Origin of the sequence: Shewanella sp., from assembly GCF_041630135.1 — a bacterium.
GTDB lineage: Bacteria > Pseudomonadota > Gammaproteobacteria > Enterobacterales > Shewanellaceae > Shewanella.
The window spans coordinates 49245-71728 of sequence record NZ_JBFKLW010000018.1; the positions used below are offsets into that span (position 1 = coordinate 49245).

The 22484-nt window shown below is 54.2% G+C and carries 22 protein-coding genes; 5 read left to right on the forward strand and 17 right to left on the reverse strand.

Annotated elements, in window-relative coordinates; translation table 11 throughout:
* Nucleotides 1-19 precede the first annotated feature (19 nt).
* The 17 genes from ABYK60_RS07055 to ABYK60_RS07135 form a co-directional block, all read right to left on the reverse strand.
* A complete protein-coding gene (locus tag ABYK60_RS07055; protein ID WP_372871258.1) occupies nt 20-667 on the reverse strand; it encodes a DUF3261 domain-containing protein in 648 nt (215 codons plus the stop codon).
* Nucleotides 667-1941 (reverse strand): NAD(P)/FAD-dependent oxidoreductase, encoded by a 1275-nt coding sequence (locus ABYK60_RS07060; protein ID WP_372871259.1) that lies wholly within the window; start codon nt 1939-1941, stop codon nt 667-669. The genes ABYK60_RS07055 and ABYK60_RS07060 overlap by 1 nt, the downstream gene beginning before the upstream one ends.
* Nucleotides 1942-4320, reverse strand: a complete 2379-nt coding sequence (locus tag ABYK60_RS07065; RefSeq protein WP_372871260.1) for an MMPL family transporter — start codon at nt 4318-4320, stop codon at nt 1942-1944.
* A gap of 5 nt (nt 4321-4325) precedes the next feature.
* Nucleotides 4326-5057: an outer membrane lipoprotein carrier protein LolA gene (locus ABYK60_RS07070; protein ID WP_372871261.1), complete on the reverse strand. Its 732-nt coding sequence runs from the start codon at nt 5055-5057 to the stop codon at nt 4326-4328.
* Nucleotides 5058-5111: 54 nt separating this feature from the next.
* A complete protein-coding gene (locus ABYK60_RS07075) occupies nt 5112-5543 on the reverse strand; it encodes an acyl-CoA thioesterase (RefSeq protein WP_372871262.1) in 432 nt (143 codons plus the stop codon).
* Nucleotides 5540-7096 carry a histidine ammonia-lyase gene (hutH, locus tag ABYK60_RS07080; RefSeq protein ID WP_372871263.1) on the reverse strand — a complete coding sequence of 519 codons (1557 nt, stop codon included), beginning with the start codon at nt 7094-7096 and terminating at the stop codon, nt 5540-5542. The genes ABYK60_RS07075 and hutH overlap by 4 nt, the downstream gene beginning before the upstream one ends.
* Before the next feature lie 37 nt (nt 7097-7133).
* Entirely contained in the window at nt 7134-8792 is a 1659-nt protein-coding gene (locus tag ABYK60_RS07085) for a glycosyltransferase (protein WP_372871264.1), read from the reverse strand.
* Nucleotides 8792-9154, reverse strand: a complete 363-nt coding sequence (locus tag ABYK60_RS07090; RefSeq protein WP_372871265.1) for a thioester dehydrase — start codon at nt 9152-9154, stop codon at nt 8792-8794. Before ABYK60_RS07090 ends, ABYK60_RS07085 begins: the two co-directional genes overlap by 1 nt.
* Nucleotides 9147-10511 (reverse strand): AMP-binding protein, encoded by a 1365-nt coding sequence (locus ABYK60_RS07095; RefSeq protein ID WP_372871281.1) that lies wholly within the window; start codon nt 10509-10511, stop codon nt 9147-9149. Before ABYK60_RS07095 ends, ABYK60_RS07090 begins: the two co-directional genes overlap by 8 nt.
* A gap of 18 nt (nt 10512-10529) precedes the next feature.
* Nucleotides 10530-11078: a hypothetical protein gene (locus ABYK60_RS07100; RefSeq protein WP_372871266.1), complete on the reverse strand. Its 549-nt coding sequence runs from the start codon at nt 11076-11078 to the stop codon at nt 10530-10532.
* Complete coding sequence (locus ABYK60_RS07105) at nt 11078-11326, reverse strand: acyl carrier protein (RefSeq protein WP_372871267.1); 249 nt, start codon at nt 11324-11326, stop codon at nt 11078-11080. Before ABYK60_RS07105 ends, ABYK60_RS07100 begins: the two co-directional genes overlap by 1 nt.
* A 4-nt stretch (nt 11327-11330) precedes the next feature.
* Complete coding sequence (locus tag ABYK60_RS07110) at nt 11331-11591, reverse strand: phosphopantetheine-binding protein (protein WP_011761486.1); 261 nt, start codon at nt 11589-11591, stop codon at nt 11331-11333.
* Entirely contained in the window at nt 11588-12415 is an 828-nt protein-coding gene (locus ABYK60_RS07115; protein ID WP_372871268.1) for a lysophospholipid acyltransferase family protein, read from the reverse strand. The genes ABYK60_RS07110 and ABYK60_RS07115 overlap by 4 nt, the downstream gene beginning before the upstream one ends.
* Entirely contained in the window at nt 12408-13112 is a 705-nt protein-coding gene (locus ABYK60_RS07120) for a beta-ketoacyl synthase chain length factor (protein ID WP_372871269.1), read from the reverse strand. Before ABYK60_RS07120 ends, ABYK60_RS07115 begins: the two co-directional genes overlap by 8 nt.
* A 207-nt stretch (nt 13113-13319) precedes the next feature.
* Nucleotides 13320-14198 carry a DUF3014 domain-containing protein gene (locus tag ABYK60_RS07125; RefSeq protein WP_372871270.1) on the reverse strand — a complete coding sequence of 293 codons (879 nt, stop codon included), beginning with the start codon at nt 14196-14198 and terminating at the stop codon, nt 13320-13322.
* A 99-nt stretch (nt 14199-14297) separates the two neighbouring features.
* Nucleotides 14298-16373 carry an ATP-dependent DNA helicase RecG gene (gene recG, locus ABYK60_RS07130; RefSeq protein ID WP_372871272.1) on the reverse strand — a complete coding sequence of 692 codons (2076 nt, stop codon included), beginning with the start codon at nt 16371-16373 and terminating at the stop codon, nt 14298-14300.
* 362 nt (nt 16374-16735) lie between these two features.
* Complete coding sequence (locus ABYK60_RS07135; RefSeq protein WP_372871273.1) at nt 16736-19306, reverse strand: penicillin-binding protein 1A; 2571 nt, start codon at nt 19304-19306, stop codon at nt 16736-16738.
* A gap of 185 nt (nt 19307-19491) precedes the next feature.
* Between ABYK60_RS07135 and ABYK60_RS07140 the strand changes: the two genes are divergently transcribed.
* From ABYK60_RS07140 to ABYK60_RS07160, 5 genes are all read left to right on the forward strand, one after another.
* Nucleotides 19492-20571: a pilus assembly protein PilM gene (locus ABYK60_RS07140; RefSeq protein WP_372871274.1), complete on the forward strand. Its 1080-nt coding sequence runs from the start codon at nt 19492-19494 to the stop codon at nt 20569-20571.
* Nucleotides 20559-21152, forward strand: coding sequence for a PilN domain-containing protein (locus ABYK60_RS07145; RefSeq protein ID WP_372871275.1), 594 nt, complete (start codon nt 20559-20561; stop codon nt 21150-21152). The genes ABYK60_RS07140 and ABYK60_RS07145 overlap by 13 nt, the downstream gene beginning before the upstream one ends.
* Complete coding sequence (locus ABYK60_RS07150; protein ID WP_372871277.1) at nt 21149-21766, forward strand: type 4a pilus biogenesis protein PilO; 618 nt, start codon at nt 21149-21151, stop codon at nt 21764-21766. Before ABYK60_RS07145 ends, ABYK60_RS07150 begins: the two co-directional genes overlap by 4 nt.
* Nucleotides 21766-22281 carry a pilus assembly protein PilP gene (locus ABYK60_RS07155; protein ID WP_372871278.1) on the forward strand — a complete coding sequence of 172 codons (516 nt, stop codon included), beginning with the start codon at nt 21766-21768 and terminating at the stop codon, nt 22279-22281. The genes ABYK60_RS07150 and ABYK60_RS07155 overlap by 1 nt, the downstream gene beginning before the upstream one ends.
* Nucleotides 22282-22299: 18 nt before the next feature.
* Nucleotides 22300-22484, forward strand: a 185-nt coding sequence (locus ABYK60_RS07160; RefSeq protein WP_372871279.1) for a hypothetical protein, incomplete at its 3' end; no start/stop codon positions are given.

The following is a 22484-nucleotide window of genomic DNA, read 5'->3' on the forward strand; positions in this document are numbered from 1 at the left end:
TGCTTGCAAGGGGCTTGCGTTACGCCAGTGGCGTGATTTTCAGCGTCAGTTTGGCTGCCGGAATATCAAGTGTGATCCGGGCGCGCCAGGGGTCTGGATGACTGTAGCTGATATGCACCAGTTCGCCCTCATTCGTTGAGTGAAGACTACGACAGCGTGGTTGTGGACAGGCTTGCTCCTGCACCTGACCACCGGCCAGCGCGCCATTGATTTGCCCCTCGGGCCAGTAAATCAATTGCAGCAGTGCGACCAAGTACTCGGCACGAAAATTGTCGCCAAGCAGCAGGTTTTGCTCGCTGCTGAGACTGGTGCCATCGAAGCGCACATCAAACAGTGGTTGCCCCAGCGGTGCCAGCCCCACTACCGACAGTTGCTGTTCACTGAGTTCAAGTTCGCTCAGGAGTTCATGGCGTTTACCATCAATCTCAATGCTGACTTTCTGAGTTTGGCTCCGGCTCTCTGGGTTGGGCTTGGTTGGTGCCTTTGGTGCCCGTTGCGGCTTTGGGGCGTCGGCTTTGTCCTTGACTTCTTTTGCCGGGATAGGCAGTGGTGCCAGACAATAATTCACATCACGCGATAAACCTACACAGGTTTGTCGCAGCAACAGCTGACTGCAGCCTGTAGTGGCCAGCAGTACCAAAAATGTCAGCAGCAGTCGTCGGTTCATTACGCCTTCCCTTGAGCCTCGGCCTTGGCCTCGCGGCACAATTCTACCACCATATTCAGCCGTCTTTGCGACTCTTTCACAAAGGGGTTTTCCGTATCCCATGCGTATCCGGCGAGGATGGAGCAAATCATTTGCTTGATGGTCGGATTCGGGTTTTCAAAGAAGATAACTTCCTGGAATGTGCCGTCGTACCAGGCCTGAACGTAGGTGCGGAAGGTGTTCACGCCGGTCATCAAAGGTTCTGCATAGTCGTGCTGCCAATCTACCGTTTCGCCATTGAGTTGCTTGAGCAGGGTGCGGGCGGCGAGGGAGGCTGATTGCATGGCAATGGTCACCCCGGAGGAGAATACCGGGTCGAGGAACTCACCCGCGTTACCCAGCAGAGCGAACTTGTTGCTGGCAAGCTGGCTTACGTTGGCGGAATAGCCTTTAAGCTCGGCGCACTGCTGCGCAACTACGGCATCTTTGAGGAGTGTTTTAAGGCCCGGCTCTTCGCGCACCACCTGCATCAGCTTGTCTTCCAGGCTGCCATCAAGGCGCTCCAGCAGATGAGGCTCGGCTACGACACCCAGAGAGCAGCGGCCGTTGCTGAACGGGATGAGCCAATACCAGATGTCTTTGTGTTCGGGGTGGACGCTTATCAGAATCTTATTACGGTCGAAATTGGCATCGCTGATATTGTCTTCCACGTGGGTGAAAATCGCCATGCGGGCAGGCAGATTGGAGGGGCGCTCCAGATCCAAAAGTCGTGGCAGCACCCGGCCAAAACCACTGGCATCCAGCATAAACTCGGCTTCCACCCGATAGCTGTCACCTGCCTCAGTGCTGACAAAAAGACACGGCTTGGCGCTGATGTCTATGCTCTGGACGGTATGGCCGTAACGGATTTCCACGCCCTGGGCCTCGGCAGTGTCGGCCAGCAGTTTGTCGAAGTTGCCGCGTTGCACCTGGAAAGTAGTGCCGTGGCCGGGGGTGAACTTGTCAGTAAAGTCAAAGGTGGTGTAGGTGCCATTGCGACGGAATGCGGCGCCATTTTTGAATTGGAAACCGGCGGCGTTGACCGCCTCCAGCATGCCGGCCTCTTCGATAAAATTCATGCAGCAGGGCAGCAGGCTCTCGCCGATGGAAAAGCGCGGGAAGTGTTGCCGTTCCAGCACCAGCACCCTTTTACCGGCCTTATGCAGCAGGCTGGCGGCAATGGCGCCGGATGGCCCGGCACCGATAATCACCACATCCACAGCCATATCGTTGGGCTTGCTATTTCCAGAGTGCATCTACTTCATTTTCCTTTTGAAAGTGTGAATAAGGGGCGAGAGCAGCAGGGTGAAGCCAATCCCGAGGGCCAGGGTGAGGCCAAAATAGTGTATTGCCGGTGTGTTGCTGAGCGCCAGCAAACCAAAGGCAAGGGTGGTGGAGGTTGCCGACAGCAACACCGCCAGCATGACTCTGCTGCCCTCTTGCTGGCTGTCATCTTTGGCAAAAAACAGGCTGTAATCCACGCCAATGCCAAATACCAATAGCAGTGCCAGCGCATGAAACAGCGTCAGGGGCGAGCCGAGCAGCCCAAGCAATGACAGGCTAAGCAGCGCCGCCAATGCCGGCACCGCCACCATGGCAGCGGCGAGTTTCCACGGGTGACGCAGGACAAACACCCCAAAGGCGATAAGCTGCGCCAGCGCCAGTAACCAGAGGGTGGTTTGGCGGTAATCACCCATCAGGCTGGATATATCACCCACCTTATCAACCAACGCCACACCGGGAATAGTCGACACTGCAGCCGCCAGTGCGGGTAAGTCTTGAATGCCACCAAGCAGCACCATGGCGCCCCACTCCCTGGCATCTGTCGCTGTGGGCTCAAGCAGCAGCGGCTTGAGGCTTGCACCAAGCTGAGTGGCAAAAAGTGCATCGGCTGTCACAGCTTGCTGTTGGCCTGCCTGATATTGGCTCCTGAGACTGGTTTCAAGCTCGCCGTCCAGCCCCAGGCGGGCGAGTATTTCACTCAGTTTGGAGCCATAAATTTGCTGTTGCAGGTCATGGTCGGCCATCTGCCGCGCCTTGGATGGCAGGTAATCGGCAAGGTTCACATGGCTTTGCAGTAATTGGTCTTTTTCGGCCTTTGCGAGTACAGGCGCAAGGGCTTCGAGTCTTGCGAGCAGCGTCTGCATCGACTCTGCCCGTACCAGCAGAAACTGGTTATCAACCCCGCCGGAGAGCAGGGTTCTCACTTTAGCTTCTTCAGTCATCAGCGTTGCCGAGCCCTGTTGCAGGCTGCGGATATCGTCGCGGCTTTCCAGTCGGCCAAGCCCAGTGATGCAGACGAAGAGGACAGTCAGGACGCCAATCACAAAGGCTTTGGTACCGGCGGCCTGAAATGGCGTAAGGAAACGAGAGGCCAGGGTGATGGCTGCGCTTGCAGCCTGAATGCGGCTGCCAGCCAGCATGGGGTAAGCAAGATACAGAGTGAGGTAGGCACCAATCAGGCCGCCGCCACAAAAGGCCGCTACCTGTTGCATCCCGGGGAAGGGAGTGAGGCCCAGTGCCAGATAGGCGAGCACGCTGGTGGCAAGGGCCAGCGTCAGTGCGGGCAAGATGCGGCTCAGTGTTTGGCTGGCGCTCTCATCACGGCCACTGCGCTCGGCATAAAAATGGAAACTGTAGTCAATGGCAATGCCAATCAATGAAGTGCCAAACACCAGAGTAAGCAGGTGCAATTTCCCGAAAATCAGCAAGGTAAAGACACTGGCGCTTAACATGGCGCAGCCAAGGGTAAGGCTTGCCAGCAGCAGTGGCATCAGGGAGCGGAAGCTTAGCAGTACCAGCAATACCACGCCTGCCATTGACAGCGAACCAATCAAGGAGACTTCGGCCTTGGCGCTTTGGGTGGCTTCAACTGCATGAAACAGGGCGCCGGCCTTCAGCAGACTGAGTTGGTTATCATGGTTTACCCTGTCGAATGCAGAGTTGATGGCACTGAGCTGCGCTTCCTGAGCCATGGGGCTGAATACGCTGTCTTTTCCCTTGGCCATGATGATGGCAGCGGTTTGGCCGCCTGAATTGCCAAGCAGTATCCCGTCTTTTTCACCGAGGCGATGGCCTTTGCCAAAGCCTTGCATCAGCGCCGGAAACAGCAACAGTGGGTCTTCGCTGATAAGTTCACTATTGGCAAAACCAAAGGCGCTGTAGAGGGCAATTTCCGTTTGCTTGATGAGAACATCGAGTTTGCTGTTTTCCAGCAGCGAGCGTTGTGATTCGGTCAGCAGGTTGAAGCGGGCGGGAAAGTAGAGCCGGTAAATCTCTTTGGGAGCGAGTTCGCCGGCGCTGCGAACCGATGCAAATGCGGGGGAGCTGGCAAGCTCTGCCATCATGCCTCTGGCGGCCTCGATGGTTGCGGCTTTGTCCTCGCCTGTGAGCACCAGATAGCTTTCGTTTGCCAGCCGGTTCTCGATACTGTCCAGCGCACGGCTGGTGAGGGCATCTTGCTTCAAATGGGGCAGCATGGCCAGAATGTCGGTTTCAACCACATCTCTGTGGTTGAGGGTTTTAACGCCGAAAACGACGGCTGCGGTGAGCAGCAATAGCCAAAGGACGAGCCTGAGCCCTGCGCGGCTTGCAGTCTGTGGCTTATCTGTGATCTTGCCTCCCCCAAGCGCCATCTGATTTATTGCCCCGACTCAATTTGCGGGCTAAATGCCAGAAGCTCTTGCTCCGACAGCGGCCCGCTTTGCTGGTTGCTGAAGCGGATATCGCTCACATCGCCATTGGGGCTGATAAGTTTCAGTCTGTCGGTGCTGGCCTTGCCTGTGCTGGCCTGAGTGTCTGCTGAGGGCGCTGTGCCTGCGTCGCTGATAAAACTGCCTTCAAGCTCGATGGCGGCAAACAGTGCCTTAATATCATTATCTTTTGGGGCGAGGGTGAGTCGCCAAAGATTCTCCTGACTGCTTAATGCCAGTGAGAAATGTTGCTCCAGCGTAGCCATATCGCCGCCCATCATGGCCTTTACCAGCATGGGCATTAAGGTAGCTGGACCCGCTTTGGCGTTGACCTCGGTTTGTTGCCAGAGGCCTTCGCTGTCGCGGCTAAACATGCGCGTTTCGCTTAAAATCAGTAAGTTTTCAAAGGGCTGGTTTTGTGCCCACATAAGCCCCTGCTCGGGTGAGAACACAAAACTGCCCCGGCTGACCAGCGGCCGCTTTAACGCCTTGAGAGTACGGGTTTGTTCAAACTCACCGCGCACCGCGCCCTGTGGCTTCAGGGCTGTGCCGAGCGCCCCGAGATTGACGTCAGCGTTCTGGGCCATAGTCTTCTGGCTTAGGGCTTCATCTGCCTGCGCTGGCGGCCAGAGCAGTATGGATGCAAGTATTCCAACGCAAAACTTAACAATCAGCCCCATAGGTACCTCTTTATGCGCTTAGCATTAAACATTATGGCAAGCTTCAGCCTAAGCTCAGGCGTCAGCTTCGCCCAGCAGTGGACGAATTTTTGCCTGAAATACCTCGGGCGTAACGAAGCATAGCTCGTTATTGCTCATATCCACGGCGGCCTGAATGGTGTAGCCCTTGGTAAGTCGCTCGCCACTGTTGGCGTCACGCACCTGATAATTGATCCGTAAGCGGTTTTCCCACTCCACCAGATCGGCACTGACGCGAATTTTCTGACCGAAGGTGCTGCTGCGAACATACTTTATCTGCACATCCACTATCGGCCAGGCAAAGCCGGACTCCTGCATCTGGCGATAGTTGTAGTCGAGTTTATCCAGTAGTTCACAACGGACAATTTCGAAGTAACGCAAATAGTTACCGTGCCAGGTGATCTGCATCGGATCCACATCGTGGAAGGGAATGATGATGTCTGTCTCGGCGTGAAGCAGAGATTTCATCGACACACCTCCCAATCACCTGCCTGAATGCGTGCCAGCGTCTGGCGCAGAGTAGCTTCGAGTGGCCTGTCTTCGGTGATGAGCGGGCAGGCCTCGCTCACCTGGGCCAGGGTGTTGGCAACCGAAGCGGTTAGTGACGACTCACACAGCTCGCCCTGACGGATACGCAGGCGCATGCCCTGAGCCATGGCCAGCAGCGCAGCGGCAGCCACCTGCTCAGTCAGCTCCAGCACCCGCAAACAGTCACGGGCGGCAATGGTGCCCATGCTGACTTTGTCCTGGTTGTGGCACTCGGTGGAGCGGGAAAATACGCTGGCAGGCATGGTGAGTTTGAGCGCTTCGGCGGTCCAGGACGATACGCCAATCTGCACCGCCTTGAAGCCGTGATTGATAGGGCGGCGGGCACCTTCGGCGCCTGAGAGATTTGCTGGCAAGCCATTGTTAAACTTGGGATCCATCACCAGCGCCATCTGGCGATCAATCAGATCACTGATGTTGGCCACCAGATTCTTGAGGCTGTCCATGGCAAAGGCGATATGTCCCCCATAGAAGTGGCCGCCGTGGAGGATATGCTCGCCCTCACCGTCGACAATCGGGTTGTCGTTGGCGCTGTTAAGTTCGTTCTCAATAAACTGGCGCAGCATTGGCTGCGCATCGGCCAACACGCCGATGATATGGGGCGCGCAGCGGATGGAATATCTGTCCTGCAGGCGGTCGGAGTTGCGCGGATGTTCGTGGTGGTTGAGGTCGTCACGGATCCAGCTGGCAACCCGTGCCTGGCCCGGATGGGGCTTGGCGGCAAACAGGATGTCGTCGAAATGGTTGGAGTTGCCCTTGAGGGTCAGGGATGCCATGGCAGTAATGCGTGACGACAGCCGGGTGAGGTAGTCTGCTCTGTCATATGCAAGACATGCCAGCGCCGTCATCACCGCGGTGCCGTTCATCAGTGCCAGACCCTCTTTCGGGCGCAGCTTCAGCGGGGTGATATTCAGCTTCTGGAACACGTCACTGCTGGGCATGCGCTCGCCGCGGTAGAACACGTCACGCTCGCCAATCAGCACACCAGCCAGATAAGACAGTGGCGTTAAATCGCCGCTGGCACCTACAGAGCCTTCTTCGGGGATAACCGGGCAGATGTCTTCATTAATCAGGGTTTCTATACGCTCTAAAAGCTCAAAACTGACGCCTGACTTGCCAATGGCAAGTGAATTCAGCCGGCAGGCCATCACGGCGCGGGACTGCATTGGCGTAAGCTCGCGGCCCATACCACAGCCGTGGAAGCGCGACAGGTGCAGCGGCAGTTCGTGCACCAAGTCGAGCCCCACAGTGACGGTACAGGAATCGCCGTAACCTGTGGTTACGCCGTACACCACGCCTTCTTCGGTCAGCAGACTGTCGATAAAGCGGGCACCACGCTGGATGTATTCCACGTATTGCTGGTCGCGTCTGAGCTCAACCCTGGCGCCTTTGGCGATGGCCACTACCTGCTCTATGGTCAGCGCGTCGTAGCCAAACTTAACAGTCTCTTTCATTTCAGTTGATTGGTTAGTCATTTTACCGTTCCTGTGGCGTCTGCCCGGGCCCAAAGCCTTATTGGCCGCGGCGCCAAAAATCGAAAAAGTTGAACCACTGCAGTGGCTCTTTGCGGGCGTAATGCTCAAGCCTTTCGGCGTAGCGTTCGACCGCGTTTTGAATACGTTCACTTCTGCCGGCTCTGGGGCCCTTGAGGGTGTCGGCAAAGGGCTCCACATGCACCCGGTAGCGGCCCTGCTCCCGCAGGCAAAACATCAGAAATACCGGACAGTCCAGCAGGCTTGCCAGAATAAAGGGCCCTTGTGGGAAAGGCGCAGTTTCGCCAAGGAAGGGCACTTCCACCACCCGGCCTGCATTGCCACTGGCGGTGCGATCCCCTGCTATTACCACCAGTTCACCGGCGGCAATCTTGTCTGCCAGCATGATGGAAGTTGATGGACCCAGCTCATTGATATGAATGAGGTTTAGGTCGCTGTCAGGATTCAGCTGCTTCAGCACCTTGTTAAAGTTTTCGGCGTTGGCGGTCATCACCATTACGTTCACTTTTACTTTGCGCTGGTGGATGGAGATGGCGCGGCACAGCTCAAGGTTGCCAAGGTGCGATACCAGCAGCACGCCGCCCTGGCCGCGCTCCAGCATATCTGCCAACAGTGCCCGTTCGGGGAAATCGACTTCACTCAGTTTAATCCGGTCACACCAGGCATCGATTCTATCCAGCGCGGCATTGCCAAAGGCGAGGAAGTGCCTGAGGCTGTGGCGCCAACTGACCTTTGGCTGCAGCTGGGGATGATTTGGCTCCAGCACCTGTACCCGCTCAAGGAACTCGATTGACGCCTTGCGGGCAGCGCCGCCGGTCATAAAGAAATAGGCAATCACAGGGTACATGATGGCGCGGCACAGCCAGTGGCCACCGAAGCGGTAACTCTCGGCCAAAAGCTTAATGCCCCAATAGCTGCCCCGCTCACTGATAGACGACCAGTGGTTTTGCTTTCTGCCCCGACCAAGCAGGCTTGGCAGGCGTTTGAGCATGCCGAAAAAGAGTTTGGTGTGCAGTGCGCTGATACGTACGTTATCGGCAAAGCCCTGAAAATGGCTGACGCCGTCCTCAGGGTAAATCACTGCAGTGGGCACATGTACCACATCGACACCGCGCCAGTAGAGCTTCACCAGCACTTCGATATCAAAATCCATGCGCTCGCCGAGCTGCTCGCTTAAAAACAGTGCTTCGGTAGCGGCCAGCGGATAGACCCGAAAGCCGCACATGCTGTCCTGAATATCGAAACTCAGGGTCTCGACCCACACCCAGAAATGGGTGATGTAGCGGCCATAGAGGCGGCCCTTGGGCACTGAGTCATCGTACTCTGGTCGTCCCGAGATCACCGCTTCGGGGTGTTCGTTGGCGGCAGTTAGTAGCCTTGGGATGTCATCCAGGGTGTGCTGACCATCGGCATCCACCTGCAGCGCGTGGCTGAAGCCCGCTTTGTAGGCGGCGCGCAGACCGGTCATCACAGCCGCGCCCTTGCCACGGTTAAAGGGGTGGTGCAGCAGGGTCACCCAGGGGTATTTGGCATCGAGGGCCATCAACAAATGGCAGGTGGCCTCGTTGCTGCCATCGTTGACCAGAAACACTGGCAGCCCCAAAGGCTCCAGCGTTTCCAGGGTGCGCTCGATGGCATGGGTATGGTTGTAATTGGGGATGACTATGGCGACGCGCATCAAGAGTCCCCGTGAGCGGCAATCACAATCCGGCCCGAGCCGAAGCGGCGCTCGCCATCGCTGTAGGCGAAGGTGAGTTTGCCCTTGGCGGCGTTGTTGCTTACCAGCAAATCCACTTCGGTGCCGGGCAGCATCAATTGTTGAAACTTAAGCACTTCCAGGCTTGCTACGCTGGCATCATAACCAAAGTGCTCGCAGCCAAAACGTATCGCCCAGTCGAGCTGGGTGACGCCCGGCAGCACGCTTTGCCCCGGGAAGTGGCCCTCGAAAAACGGCAGGTCAGCATCGATAGCGAGCCTTAGTTTCAGCTCAGTGTCTGTCTCTTCGCGCGCCAAAACCTGTGGCAGCAATGACTTAATCATGGATGAACAGCTCAATCAAAGTTTGGTGAACGCGCTTGCCCTGTTGATTCAGTGGCAGCTCGTCGGGGTAACGCCAGCGCCTTGGCAGGGTGACCCGCTCAAATTCGGTTAACAGATGCGCCTTCAGCTGGTTGTTGAGGGCAAGTTTGCCCTCTTCGGCCAGCAGTGCCTTGCCTTTGTCAGACAGCTCCACCACAGCGCCAAGCTGGGTGCGCGGCTCGGTCAGCAGCACCAGTGCGGCGCGACTGACCAGCGGATGGCTCTCCAGCAGGGCTTCCATCTGCACCAGCGACAGGCGCTTTTCTTCAATTTTGACAATCCGGTCCAGCCTGCCCTGCAGCACAAAACGGCCATGGTCATCGATGGCGACCTTATCTTCGCAGCGAAGGGGCGTGGCGGGATTATCGAGATAAGGCGATCGCAGCAGCAGGGCACCATCCTCATCGTTGGCTATTTCAATGCCGGGAAAGGCCTGCCAGGCTTCGGCGGCAGAGGATTGCCTGCGCCAGCCGATACCGCCAGTCTCGGTACTGCCGTACACCTCGATGGGCAGGCTGCCATAAACCTTTTGGATACCACGGGCAGCCTCTTCGCTCAAGGGACCGCCGGAAGAGAACACCAGGCTGGGAGAATAGAGCTGGGGCTCGTTATCCAGCGCATCCGGCAGGCGACTTAACTGCGCCGGGCTGCTGATAAGGCACAGGTTTGGCAGCAGCGCTGTGTAATAACTCAGGGTCTCGGGGTATTCCACCAAATCACTTAAAAACGGCCGTCCGGCCGCCAGTGGCCAGAGAATTTTAAACAGCAGCCCGTAAATGTGCTGATGGGAGACGGTGGCCAGCACGCTGCAATGGGGCAGGGCGGCGGCGAAGGTGGCCTCGAGGGTGCTGACTTCGGCGTCGAGCTGTTCGAGGGTCTTTTTTACGGCCTTGGGCTCGCCACTGGAGCCTGAGGTGTAAAGCGTCAGGCTGCCGCTGGGCTTGGCGTCAGGCCAGGGGGCTGGCGTCTGGGTAGTTTCTTTTTTCAGAGCCACCCAGGCATGACCTTCACACAGGGGCGCATCCGAGAGCACGGCATCGAAACTCTGGGTGAGCTGACTTAAGGTGCCGCTTTGGGTGTTGGGTGGCAGTACCAGCTCTTTGCCCGCCAGCAAACCTGCGCAAAGCCCGATGGCGAACAAGTCAGAGCTTTCGCTTGAGAGCAGCCAGCGGCGCTCTGCTTTCTGGCTTAAGGTCTGCCACAGATGATGCACCTGAGTGGTAAATAGCGCTCCGGTGAGAATATCGTGGTGATTAAAGCTTATCAGCTGCGCCGCCGCCGGGCCGCGGGTCAGGGCGTTGTAGAGCAGAGACGTCATCGCGATGCTATCCACATGTCAGGCACCTCTCTTCAACACTAAGGTGCGGTACAACCACTCCCCGCCAGCCAGTATGCCCATCAGAATGTAGGCAATCAGGCCGTTGTACAGGGTCCAGATTTCCAGGCTGGTAAAGAGGGCGGTATAAAAGGCCATGCCGCCGTTTACCACAAAAAGCAGGCACCAAAGCGCCGTGACTTTGCGAAGATAAGGTATGGCTTCATCGGGCAGGTCTGGCTCGCCGAGGCGTGCCAATCGCTCTACCATACTGGGGCCGCGCAGCAGTGACTGGCCGAACACCCCGAGCATGGTCAGGTTAATGACTATCGGGTAGTAAAGAAGCCAGTCCTGACGTTTGGCCAGCAAGCTACCGGCGGTAAGCAGTACCCCAGCCAGCAGCGGCAGTGCCATGGCTTTGAGTTGCTGGCGCTTTAACACCAGCCGCAGCAATAGCAGCAGACACAGCATACCTGCCAGCACGCCGGGAGGCAGGTAATTCAGCCCCAGCCAAACCGCCAGCGGGTAGACGAGCAGCAAAGCCGCCGTCAATACCTCAATAGCCCGCATCAGTCCTGAACCAGAGCCTCGATGGCGTTAACCACATCTTCCACGGTGCGTACGGACTTGAACTCTTCGGGCTTAATCTTTTTGCCGGTGAGTTGCTGCAGTTTAATTACCAGATCCACGGCATCGATGCTGTCCAGATCCAGGTCCTGATACAGGTTGGCTTCCAGGCTGATGGCATCGGTATCGATTTCAAAATCGTCCACCAGAATGGTGGTCAGCTTTTCAAGAATTTGCTCGCGGTTGTCCATAGTCTTACTCCTGGCCACGCTGAGATTCGATAAAGCTGGCAAGGGTTGCCACGCTGTAGAAGTGAGCCTTGGTCGCGTCAGAGTTGGCTTCAATCTTCACATCGAATTGCTTTTTAATGGCCAGACCCAGCTCGAGGGCATCGATGGAGTCCAGTCCCAGGCCGTCGCCGAACAGGGGCGCATCGGTTTCTATGTCAGCAATGGTCACGTCTTCCAGATCGAGGCAGTCGATGATCAGCTGTTTAATTTGGTCATGTAATGTCATATTTCTATTTCAAGTCTTTGTTTATAATAATTTTCCATTTCCCTGGTCAATATTCTCGCCATCCTGGCATCTCCTCCTTCCTCGGCCTTATAGTCCATGGCGGATATGGGCGTTCCTACCTCAACCGTCATGCCAATGGTGCGCCGGGGAATTTCCCACCAGGGGTCCTGTTTGGTCAGGCCCGGGGGCTTGGTGTGCAGCAACACAGGAAGTATGTCACTGCCGGTGCGCAGGGCGATATTAGCCGCGCCGCGCGCAAAGGGGTTTATCTGCTCGCCAAGCACGGTGCGGGTGCCTTCAGGGAAGATAATCAGATTGGTGCCGCGGCCCAGTACTTCGCGGCAGTCATCCAACAGCAGCTCGGCGCCGCGGTTGGGAATATATCCTGCTGCAGATACCACGCCGCGCATAAAGGGGTTACGCCAAATACCTTGCTTTACGATACAACCCGCGTTGGGCATCAGGCTAATCAGCACCACCACATCAATCAGGGTTGGGTGGTTGGCGATGACCAACATGGCCTCAGCTTTGGTCAGTGTCTCTATCGCTTTGGTTTCAAGCCGGATAACCCCAGCTGCTGAGAGCATATGGACAAAACCGCGGAACATGATGTGCACCGCTTTTTGCACCCGTTTGATTCGTACCTCACGTTCGCCTGGCCAGTACTTGAGCAATGGCAAAATGGTGAGTGAACTCAAAAGGCCACCCAGACCAAAACAGGTGTAGCAAAGCATGCCACCCAACCATCGCGGCACATAAGCAAGCCCGGTCAGCCTATGCTGACAGGGCGAGCGGCGCGCAAGCTTCTGAGTGTGCTCAGTCATGGCTAAGGGTCCAGTCAAAACCGGAAAGATGGCCCTGACAGTTTTCGCCTTTGGAAAGGCAGGAAAGCAGCTGGCCGTAGCTCATGGGAACGAGTTTTTGTTGTTTGGTGAGCGTTAGCTTTGGGGCGCCGGAGGTAGCGGGTGCCAGCACCATCCCCAGCGCCAGCGGCAGTTCAAATTCTTCGGTGTAATCGTTGTAAACCGGCGGTACAGGGTCATCGCCAAACACCAGCAGCAGTGGGCTTGGATCCTCAATGAGCTGGGCATAGGCTTCCACCATTGCCTGCGACAGGCTCTCGGTGCCAGCGGCAACTGAAGTCGAGGCGGCGCGATTGTCGCCGAGAATACCAAAAAGACCGCTGGCGGTGTTGTGCACCGACTGGCTGAAGCCCATGGGAGATAAAGGTTCGCGCACAATCACGCTTTGGAGCAGGTCTATGGTGCGATTCAGCTCGCCATGGCGTGAGGCAAATACGCTGCGGCATTGAGAGGAGGGTTCACACTGAAAGGCCACGTCGAGCATCATGCGGCTTAAGCGGCTAAAGCGACGACGCTGCATCGCCGGCACCTGAGGCAGTGTCGGCGTCACAGTACTGTTTGGTTCAGAGAGTGTTTTTTGCCAATCGGCCCAGCTTTCTCTGTCCTGATAAGCCGGGGACCATCCCCCCCACGCCATCACGCTGAAAGTTAATTGCACTGCATTACCTCTGACGCTGTAGCCAGACGTCGTAAGTTATCCATCACTTTAGCCGCATCGGGCAGGTATTGTTTTGGCCTGTTTTCAGGCTACGGTTTGTTTTTGCGCCAGTCATTTTTGACAAATTATTCTATATCAAAACACCTTAATAACAGAAGCCCCCGAAGACCGCATGGCATCGGGGGCAAACGGCTAAACACTGTGGCGTTATTGCAATAATGGACGAAGTTTTTTCAGCGTGGCTTTTATTTTGCGGCTGTTTGTCGGCCCCATACGGATCATCAGTTTTTGTGCTGGTGGCAGGGCTTCCAATTCAGGATCAGCAAATTTGTAGTTGACGCTGAAAGTTACCAGCTCGATCGGTGCCTCTATGATGGGCGCAGCCAGCATCTGGTCGATGGCTTTGAGACTGCGTTTTTTGAAACTCATATCGCCGTAACCCAATTCAGCGAAAGCCTGTTCCAGCATGGGGCTCATCTGGGCGTAGGTTTCCAGCAGTTTTTGTTCATCCAGATTGGCAATGTAATTGGCATACAGGTCATAACGCTTGTAGCTTTCAGGATTCAGATACGTCTTGGCGGTGATTTCGCTGACACTGAATTTATCTTCAGGACCTTTCATGGGGCTCTGTTTGCGGGCCAGCTGGCCTTCGGCCAGGTTATCCATAAAGACCACAAACTGGCGCACCAGGTCCTGCTGGGATAACAAAGGTTCAACCGGCAGATTGCCAGCGAGGGCGACCGCTTTTCTGGTGGCAAAGGCATCACTTTCTGCCAGCTCAGGGATTGGGTCGACGAACACGTCTGGCTCTGGCTCAGCTGGTACTGCAGCGGCTGCAGGTTCGGGCAAGGCTTCTTGCTCGGTGTCTATTTTCTCTGGCTCAGCAGGTGGCTCGGGAAGGGTGACAGGCTCCGGTATTTCTACCGGCACCTCAACTACGGGGGCTGGCTCTGGAGTTCGGGTGAAATACATCCACAAACCTGCAGCGATGGCCAACAATGCCAGGATCAGCAACGCCGACAGACGGTTGCTGCGCTGGGAGGTTTCTTCCTGCGGGGTGATTCTGTCTTCGGGATTGACTTGCATCTTGGCTCCTTGTGCGCCTGACCCATGAATTTCCATTGTCCCAGTTCGCCGAGGGATGTCCATAGTTAGAGACTGAACAAAAACAATATTTAATGCAGACTAGGCCTGTACGTATTGCTCGCGGCCGCCGAGCCAGCGCTCAATTATGGCATCCACATTGTTGGGGGTCTGAATCATCAGATGGCGCGCCAGTTTCTGGATGTGGGGAATAAGCGCCTGATCCCGCACCAAATCGGCCACTTTCATCTGCGCCAGACCCGTCTGGCGGGTACCTAGCACCTCACCGGGGCCACGTAGCTCGAGATCTTTTTGGGCAATTACAAAGCCATCGTTGCTTTCGCGAAGTACCCCGAGACGAGCCTGGGCGGTAAAGCTGAGTGGTGCTTTATACAGCAGCACGCAGTGGCTGGCCACGGCGCCACGGCCGACCCGACCACGTAGCTGATGCAGCTGTGCCAAGCCCAGACGTTCGGGGTTTTCGATGATCATCAAGCTGGCGTTGGGTACGTCTACCCCTACTTCAATTACCGTGGTCGCGACCAGTAAGTCGAGCTTGCCCTCTTTGAAGTCGGCCATGATGGCCTGTTTCTCTGTGCCCTTCATGCGGCCGTGTACCAGACCTATGCCAAGCTCCGGCAGGGCTTCCTTCAGGCCTTCTGCGGTGTCTTCGGCGGCCTGACATTCGAGTACTTCCGACTCTTCAATCAGGGTGCAGACCCAATAGGCCTGGCGCTTATCCTGCAAGGCGGCCTGTCGTACCCGCTCAATCACATCCAGCCTGCGGGTATCCGGAATGGCAACCGTGGTGATGGGAGTTCGCCCCGGCGGCAGCTCATCAATAACCGAGGTGTCGAGATCCGCATAGGCGGTCATCGCCAATGTGCGGGGGATGGGGGTGGCGGTCATGATCAGCTGATGGGGGAAAAAGCCCTGCTGAATACCTTTTTCACGCAGCCCCAGGCGCTGGTGTACCCCAAAGCGGTGCTGCTCGTCGATGATGGTAAGGGCGAGGCGGGAAAAGCTTACCTGTTCCTGAAATATGGCGTGAGTGCCCACTATCATTTGGGCGGCGCCAGAGGCGATATCTTCCAGCGTTTGCGTGCGTGCCTTGCCTTTAAGCTTACCGGCCAGCCAGCCAACTTTAAGCCCCAGCGGCTCAAACCAGCGGGCAAAGTTGGCGGCGTGCTGCTCGGCCAGGAGTTCTGTGGGTGCCATCAAGGCGACCTGACAGCCATTTTCGATGGCCGCCAGCGCCGCCAGCGCCGCGACCAGAGTTTTGCCCGAGCCCACGTCACCTTGAACCAGACGCATCATGGGGGTGGTTTTGGCCATATCCAAATGGATCTCGGTAACTACCCGCGACTGGGCGTTGGTTGGGGCAAATGGCAGGCTCTCAAGAAAGCGGGGGATAAGTTGACCCGTGGCGGCGAGTGGCTCGGCGGCGTCCTTATTGCTGCGCTCGCGGATCTTCAGCATGCTTAAGTTGTGGGCCAGCAGCTCTTCCTGCACCAGCCGCTGCTGCGCCGGATGCTGGCCTTGCTCTAATTGCCACAGTTCGGCGTCGGCCGGAGGGCGGTGCAGGATGCGTACGGCATCGGCCAGGCTTAAGCGGTTGGGCTGCAGCGATTCGGGCAGCAGTTCCGGCAGACCGCCTTCTTCCAATAGCTCCAGTGCCTGCTCGGTGAGCCTTATCCAGCTGGCTTGTTTCAGGCCTTCGGTGGTGGGGTAGATAGGCGTCAGGGTGTCGGCCAGATTCGGTGATTCACCGGGCGCGGTGAGCTTGTATTCCGGATGAATGATTTCCAGTTGATGCTTGCCGGTACGGATTTCGCCGAAGGCGCGGATCATCATGCCTGGCTGCAAGCCGTTCTTTTGCGCCATGGAGAAATTGAAAAAACGCAAGGTCAGGCCGCCGCTGGCATCGCGTACGTTGCAGGTGAGCATGCGTTTGCGACCATTGACGATTTGGCTGGAAATGACTTCGGCTTCGATGGTGGCTGTGGTGCTCGGGATCAGTTCATTGATGGCATAGATGCGAGTTCTGTCTTCGTAACGCAGCGGCAGATGAAACAGTAAATCCTGGACGGTATTCACCCCCAGTTTACTGAGTTTTTCTGCCACCCGGGCGGCAACGCCCTTGAGTTCGGTTACGGGAACAAGATCCAGTCTTTGCAATGCCTTGGCACCGGATTACTGTGAATTTATACATATACTAACAGAGAATCTTTTCGGAGCAACTTAGAGCCAGCCCTTCTGAGCAGCGATGCGGGCCGCATCGACCCGATTGGCCGCATCGACCCGATTTGGCCGCGCCGAGCTTGTTGATGGCTTCTGACAGGCAATTGCAAGCAGTACCTTCGGCAATAAGCAGGCTGGCTGCAATTGCAGAATTGTTCTTGCCTTGCTGAGAAAGCATAGGATGTATGGGCCAGTTTATTCGGGTGAAATGTTCATCAATCGTCGATGATGCATGTCATCATTAAATGACCATGCAAAACAAAAAGGGCCAGCAGGCCCTTTTTTACAACGCGTAATGTTTACTGGAACAGATCGTCCGCCGTGGTTTCCGGCGCCGTGGTGTTGTCCTCGGCGATAGCTGAGTTGGCGTAGTCTGTTGGTACCGTACCCGCGGCGAAGTACTCGAAGCCGCTGGTGTAGTCGGTACGGCGACTTAGCTTACCCGAGCTGTAGTCGATACGAGCCGAGACTATGCCTGCTGGTGGCTGAGATGGCTTTTCGGGCGTATCGCCAATGGCCATCAGCATAAACTGGTTCCAGGCTGGTCCTGCAGTTTTGGCTCCTGCCTCGGCACCGGAGATTTGGTCTTTGGCACCGTTGGCATTCCATGCCGTGCGGCCAAGTTCACGGCCATGGTCGTCAAAACCAACCCATACTGTGGTGACTAAATCAGGGTTGAAGCCACTGAACCAGGTGTCACGGGATTCGTTGGTTGTACCTGTTTTACCGGCAATGTCATGGCGTTTCAACAAGCGTGCTGCACGCCATGCGGTACCGTTCCAACCTGTGCCTTTACTGAAATCACCGCCGCCCCAGATAACACTCTTCAGTGCTTCGGTAATCAGGAAGGCGTTTTGCTCTGACAGAACCCGAGGGGCATAACGAACCCCTTCTTCGTCACACGCATTGGCGTTGGTAGTCTTTGCCGGAATTATGGGCGCTTCGTCAATTACGGTCGTGCCTGTTGCTGTAGCCAATGAGTTTGACTGCATTGCTATGGCTGGCTCACTGGCCATCTCTTCAGGCAGAGGGGTATCGCAAGCTAAAGTCGGATTGGCTTTTTCTACTATCTCACCCAGAGCCGTTTCAACCCGGTCAATAAAGAAAGGCTCAACCAGATAGCCGCCGTTGGCAAACACGGAAAAGGCGTTGACAACCTGCAAAGGTGTGACTGAGGGGGAGCCCAGAGCCAGTGACTCATTGCGGGGAAGGTCGCTTGGGCTAAAGCCGAAGCGGGTTAGCAACTCAACTGTATTGTCTATACCGGCATAGCGTAGCGCTCGTACTGCCATTACGTTTATCGATTGCGCCAGTCCAACCCGAAGGCGTGTAGGGCCTGTGTAGATATCAGGTGAATTCTTTGGCCGCCAGGCTGTGCCCTGACTCAGATCCGGTTTGTTAATTGGGGCGTTGTTAATCAGCGTTGCCAGGGTAAAACCTTTTTCAAGTGTGGCAGCGTAGATAAATGGCTTGATGTTTGAGCCGAGTTGACGCTTGGCTTGCGTTACCCTATTAAACTGGCTTTGGCTGAAACTGTAACCACCAATAAGCGCACGGATTGCCCCGTTATGGGGATCCAAGGACACAATCGCGCTGGAGACCTCGGGTATTTGAGACAATTGCCAATAATCGCCGTTATTACGGATCCATATGCGCTCACCGACAGTCAGTACGTCAGAGGCATCTTTTGGCGCACTGCCTTGCCTATTGTCTGAAATAAATTTTCGAGCCCATTGAATGCCTTGCCATGGTAAGGTCACAGTCTCACCGCTGGCTCGCAAGACAGTGGCTTGCAGTTCCTGAACATTCAATACAGCCGCAGGTTCGAGATCCTGTAAGCGCGGTATTTGTTTCAGACTGGCTGTAATAATTTGAGTTTCAGGTGCAGTGTCAGTCCAGAGTGTTGCTGCTGCACCACGGTAGCCATGGCGTTCATCATAGGCATGAATATTATTGCGTAATGCTTTTTGTGCTTTAAGTTGCAGATCGGAACTGACCGTGGTGTAAACACTGTAACCACCGGTATATGCTTCTTCTTCGCCATACTTTTGAATCATGTAGTCCCTGGCCATTTCAGACACATAGGGAACATAAAGGTCAATTTCAGCACCATGGTAAGAGGCGGTGTTGGGTTGCTCGATAGCAGTAAGGTATTCACTGTCGCTGATAAAACCGACTTCCCTCATCCGCATCAGCACAATATTTCTCCTTGCCAATGCACGTTCAGGGGAGGTTATGGGATTAACCGATGAAGGGGCTTTGGGTAAGCCTGCAATCACAGCCATTTCAGCAAGGGACAAGTCTTTCAAATCTTTGCCGTAATACACCTGGGCTGCAGCGCCAACACCGTAAGCGCGCTGCCCCAGATAAATACGGTTTACATAGAGTTCGAGAATCTCATCTTTGGTAAGCAGTTCTTCCATATGGAAGGAGATAAAAATTTCTTTGACTTTTCGGATGATTGTTTTGTCACGAGTCAAAAAAAAGTTTCTTGCCACTTGTTGTGTGATGGTGCTTGCACCTTGCTTCTTTTCACCAGAGGTGACCCAAACGGTAAAAGCGCGCACTATGCCTATGGGGTCGATACCCTGATGTTCGTAAAAACGTGCATCCTCAGTTGCCAAAAAGGCCTGTACCAATGGCTTAGGGACGTCCTCCAGTTTCACCGGGATGCGTCTTTTTTCACCATATTGCGAGATGAGCTTTCCATCCTGGCTGTATATTTTAAGCGGTGTCTGAAGTTGCACCGTCTTCAGCGTGGCGACATCCGGCAAGTCGGGTAAAACATAAAAATATGCCGCGACAATAGCGCCAATGCCCAGCAGGGCTAGACTAAAGAGGGCAATGAGAATACGTTTTAGCCACTTCACCAGATTATTCCAATAGAGATCGAGGGCCTCACAGTATATAAGGGCAGGCCGTCAGGGTGAAGTAAAAAGCAGCGTCAAAAAAATGCCAATTGTAAAAGCTGGAAACATTCTATACAAATAAGTATAACGAGTTGATTTTGTGCTACTCTATCTCTGCAACCTAAAAACAAAAGTGACAATGGACTATGCTTTCAAATTTATGGAAGCGTCAGGCTCCGCAGATGGTTGGGATCGATATTGGCTCCCATGAAGTCAAGGCGGTTCTGCTGAGCAAGACGGCTGATGGTTTTAAAATATTGAGTCATGCATCGGTTCCCGTGAAAAAGGGCGCTGTTAATGACCATGATATTCGAGATTCGGCTGCGGTAACGGATAGTTTGCGTCAAGTCAGGCGAGCACTCCCCAAAAGCTGTAAATTTGCAGCTGTCGCCGTTTCAGGCTCGGCAGTTATGACAAAGGTCATATATATGGATGCCTCGCTGAACGAAGCCGAAATGGAAGCTCAAATTGAAATTGAAGCGGACAACCTTATCCCGTACTCATTGGATGAGGTGAGTATTGATTTTGAAACTTTGAGTGTAAACAGCATTGACCCGAGCAAGGTTGATGTGTTGCTCAGTGCTTGCCGTACGGAAAATATTGATGCCCGGGTTGATGTGCTTGATGAAGTCGATCTTGAAGCCAAAGTGGTTGATATAGAAGGCTATGCATTAGGACGTTCGGCGGAGCTAATCTACAGTCAATTACCTGAAGGCAGTGATAAAAAGGTGATTGCCATGGTGGACATAGGCGCCAACATGACCACTTTTGCCGTGGTTGAATCCGGTGAAACTGCTTTTATCAGAGAACAGGCATTTGGTGGCGAGCAATTTACTCAGTCAATTCTGTCTTTCTATGGGATGTCTTATGAGCAAGCAGAAAAAGCCAAGTTAGAGGGTGATCTTCCCCGTAACTACATGTTTGAAGTTCTATCCCCTTTCCAAACCCAGTTGCTGCAGCAAATCAAACGCACTCTGCAGATTTACTGCACATCAAGCGGCAAGGACAAAGTGGATTATATCGTGCTTTGTGGTGGTACATCGCGTCTCGAAGGGATGGCGAATTTGTTGACCAATGAATTGGGTGTCCACACGATTATCGCGGATCCATTTCAGGGTAATCTGCATGCTGATGAGTCCGTAAAAACTGCGTTGCAACCCGGTATCAGTAAATACATGGTTGCCTGTGGCCTGGCATTAAGGAGTTACGGTCAATGGCGAACATAAACCTGCTGCCCTGGCGTGAAGAAGCCAGAGAAAAACAAAAACGAGATTACATTGGTTCGTTGGCATTGGTATTTTTTGTGTCGGCGCTCTTGGTGTTTGGAACCTTGCAATTTATTGGCATGATGACCGATGAGCAGAAGGCGCGAAATGCTTACCTGACCACTGAAATTCAGTTGCTAGATAAGCAAATTGCTGAAATCAAAAAAATCACTGAGCGTAAAAAAGATATTGAACGTCGCACAGAGATTATTTTGAACTTACAGCAGGCAAGAAACTTGCCTACTCACGTGTTGGACGAGTTAGTTCGTGTTGTTCCGCCAGGTATATACCTTTCCAGCATCGAAAAGAAAGGCAGTAATGTGTGGATTGAAGGTCGCAGTGAATCCAACAATAACGTTGCCAACATGATGCGTAAAATGAAGACTTCAGCATGGTTGGACGATCCTGTTATGCAGAGTATTGTTTCTCAAAATGAAGAAATGAGAAAGCTACAGCGTTTCAGTCTTAAGGTGACAGTGGTTGATAAAGCTGCCAAAGAGCAGGAAATGGCAGTCGCCGGCAAGAAAGGAGCGGCGAAATGAAACTGGATCTGAGTGCATTTAACGACATCGATTTTGAAAATATAGGCGGCTGGCCAGCGCAGGTGAAAGTGTTTTTTGCGCTTATGTTGGCAGTCTGTGTGGGTGTAGCCAGTTATTTTTTGTTTGTCTCTGACGCAATAGATGCTCTGAAGGCCGAGCAACAAAGAGAAGTTCAGTTGCGACAGGATTTTCAAAGTAAGTATCAGTTGGCGGCCAATTTAAAACTTTATCGGGAGCAGCTAAAAGAAATGGAGGCTCAGTTTGCTGAGCTTTTGAAAATGTTGCCATCTGAAAACGAAATGGATGGTTTGCTTGATGACTTGACCTTTGTGGCAACCGATGCAGGCTTATATATAGAGAGTTTGGATTGGGAAGGTGCGGTACAACGCGATTTTTACATTGAATTTCCCATTAAAATGGTAGTCAGTGGCGATTATCATCAGCTTGGTAATATGGTGGGTGGAGTAGCCAAGTTGCCACGCATCGTCAGTTTGCATGACTTTGTCATCAAAATGCAGGATGGAAATGTGTTAACGATGGACATTCTGGCCAAGACTTATCGGTTTAAAGAGGGGGCGCAGCTACCCCCTGAAAATGCGGGAGGCAAGAAATAATGAAATACTTGCCTGTTGCCGTTAGTTTGTTGTTTTTGACCGGATGCGTTGGCGATCGCAGTGATTTGGAACTATTTGTTACTACAACAAAGGCACAACACGTTGCCAAGATACCACCGTTGAAGAAGCCCCCGGTATTCGAACATTTTGCCTATCAGGCCGAGTTGCTTCGCAGCCCGTTTGTTCCGCCGTCACGTGAATTGAACGAAGAGTCGGTGGATGTCACCAAAGACTGTACCCAACCGGATCTCAAGCGTCGTAAGGGCAGGCTTGAGACTTATGCGCTGGATAACCTGAAGATGCGTGGTACCTTGACGCAGGATAAAAGCATTTGGGCATTGGTTCAAACCAACGATGGTAACGTTTTCCGTTTGGGTGTAGGTGATTATTTGGGGCTTTATCATGGTCGAATCACCAAAGTCACACAACAAAATGTCGATGTAATAGAATTAATTCCGGACGGTTCCGGTTGCTGGGCAGAGCGCTCAAGCACCCTCGAACTGGCTGGAGAATAACCTGCGAAGGATGAGGGAATGATGGAATCTTCTGCCGCGTTCATGACACGCTTCAGCAATTCTCGATTGATGAAGTCTCTGGTGGGAATCGCGTTGTTTTTTGGAGTCTCAACGGCAGCTTTGGCAGCCAACCGTCTGGTGGATGTGAAATATCACAATGTGATAGACAGCCAGTTGGAGCTGGAGTTGGTGTTTGAAAGCCC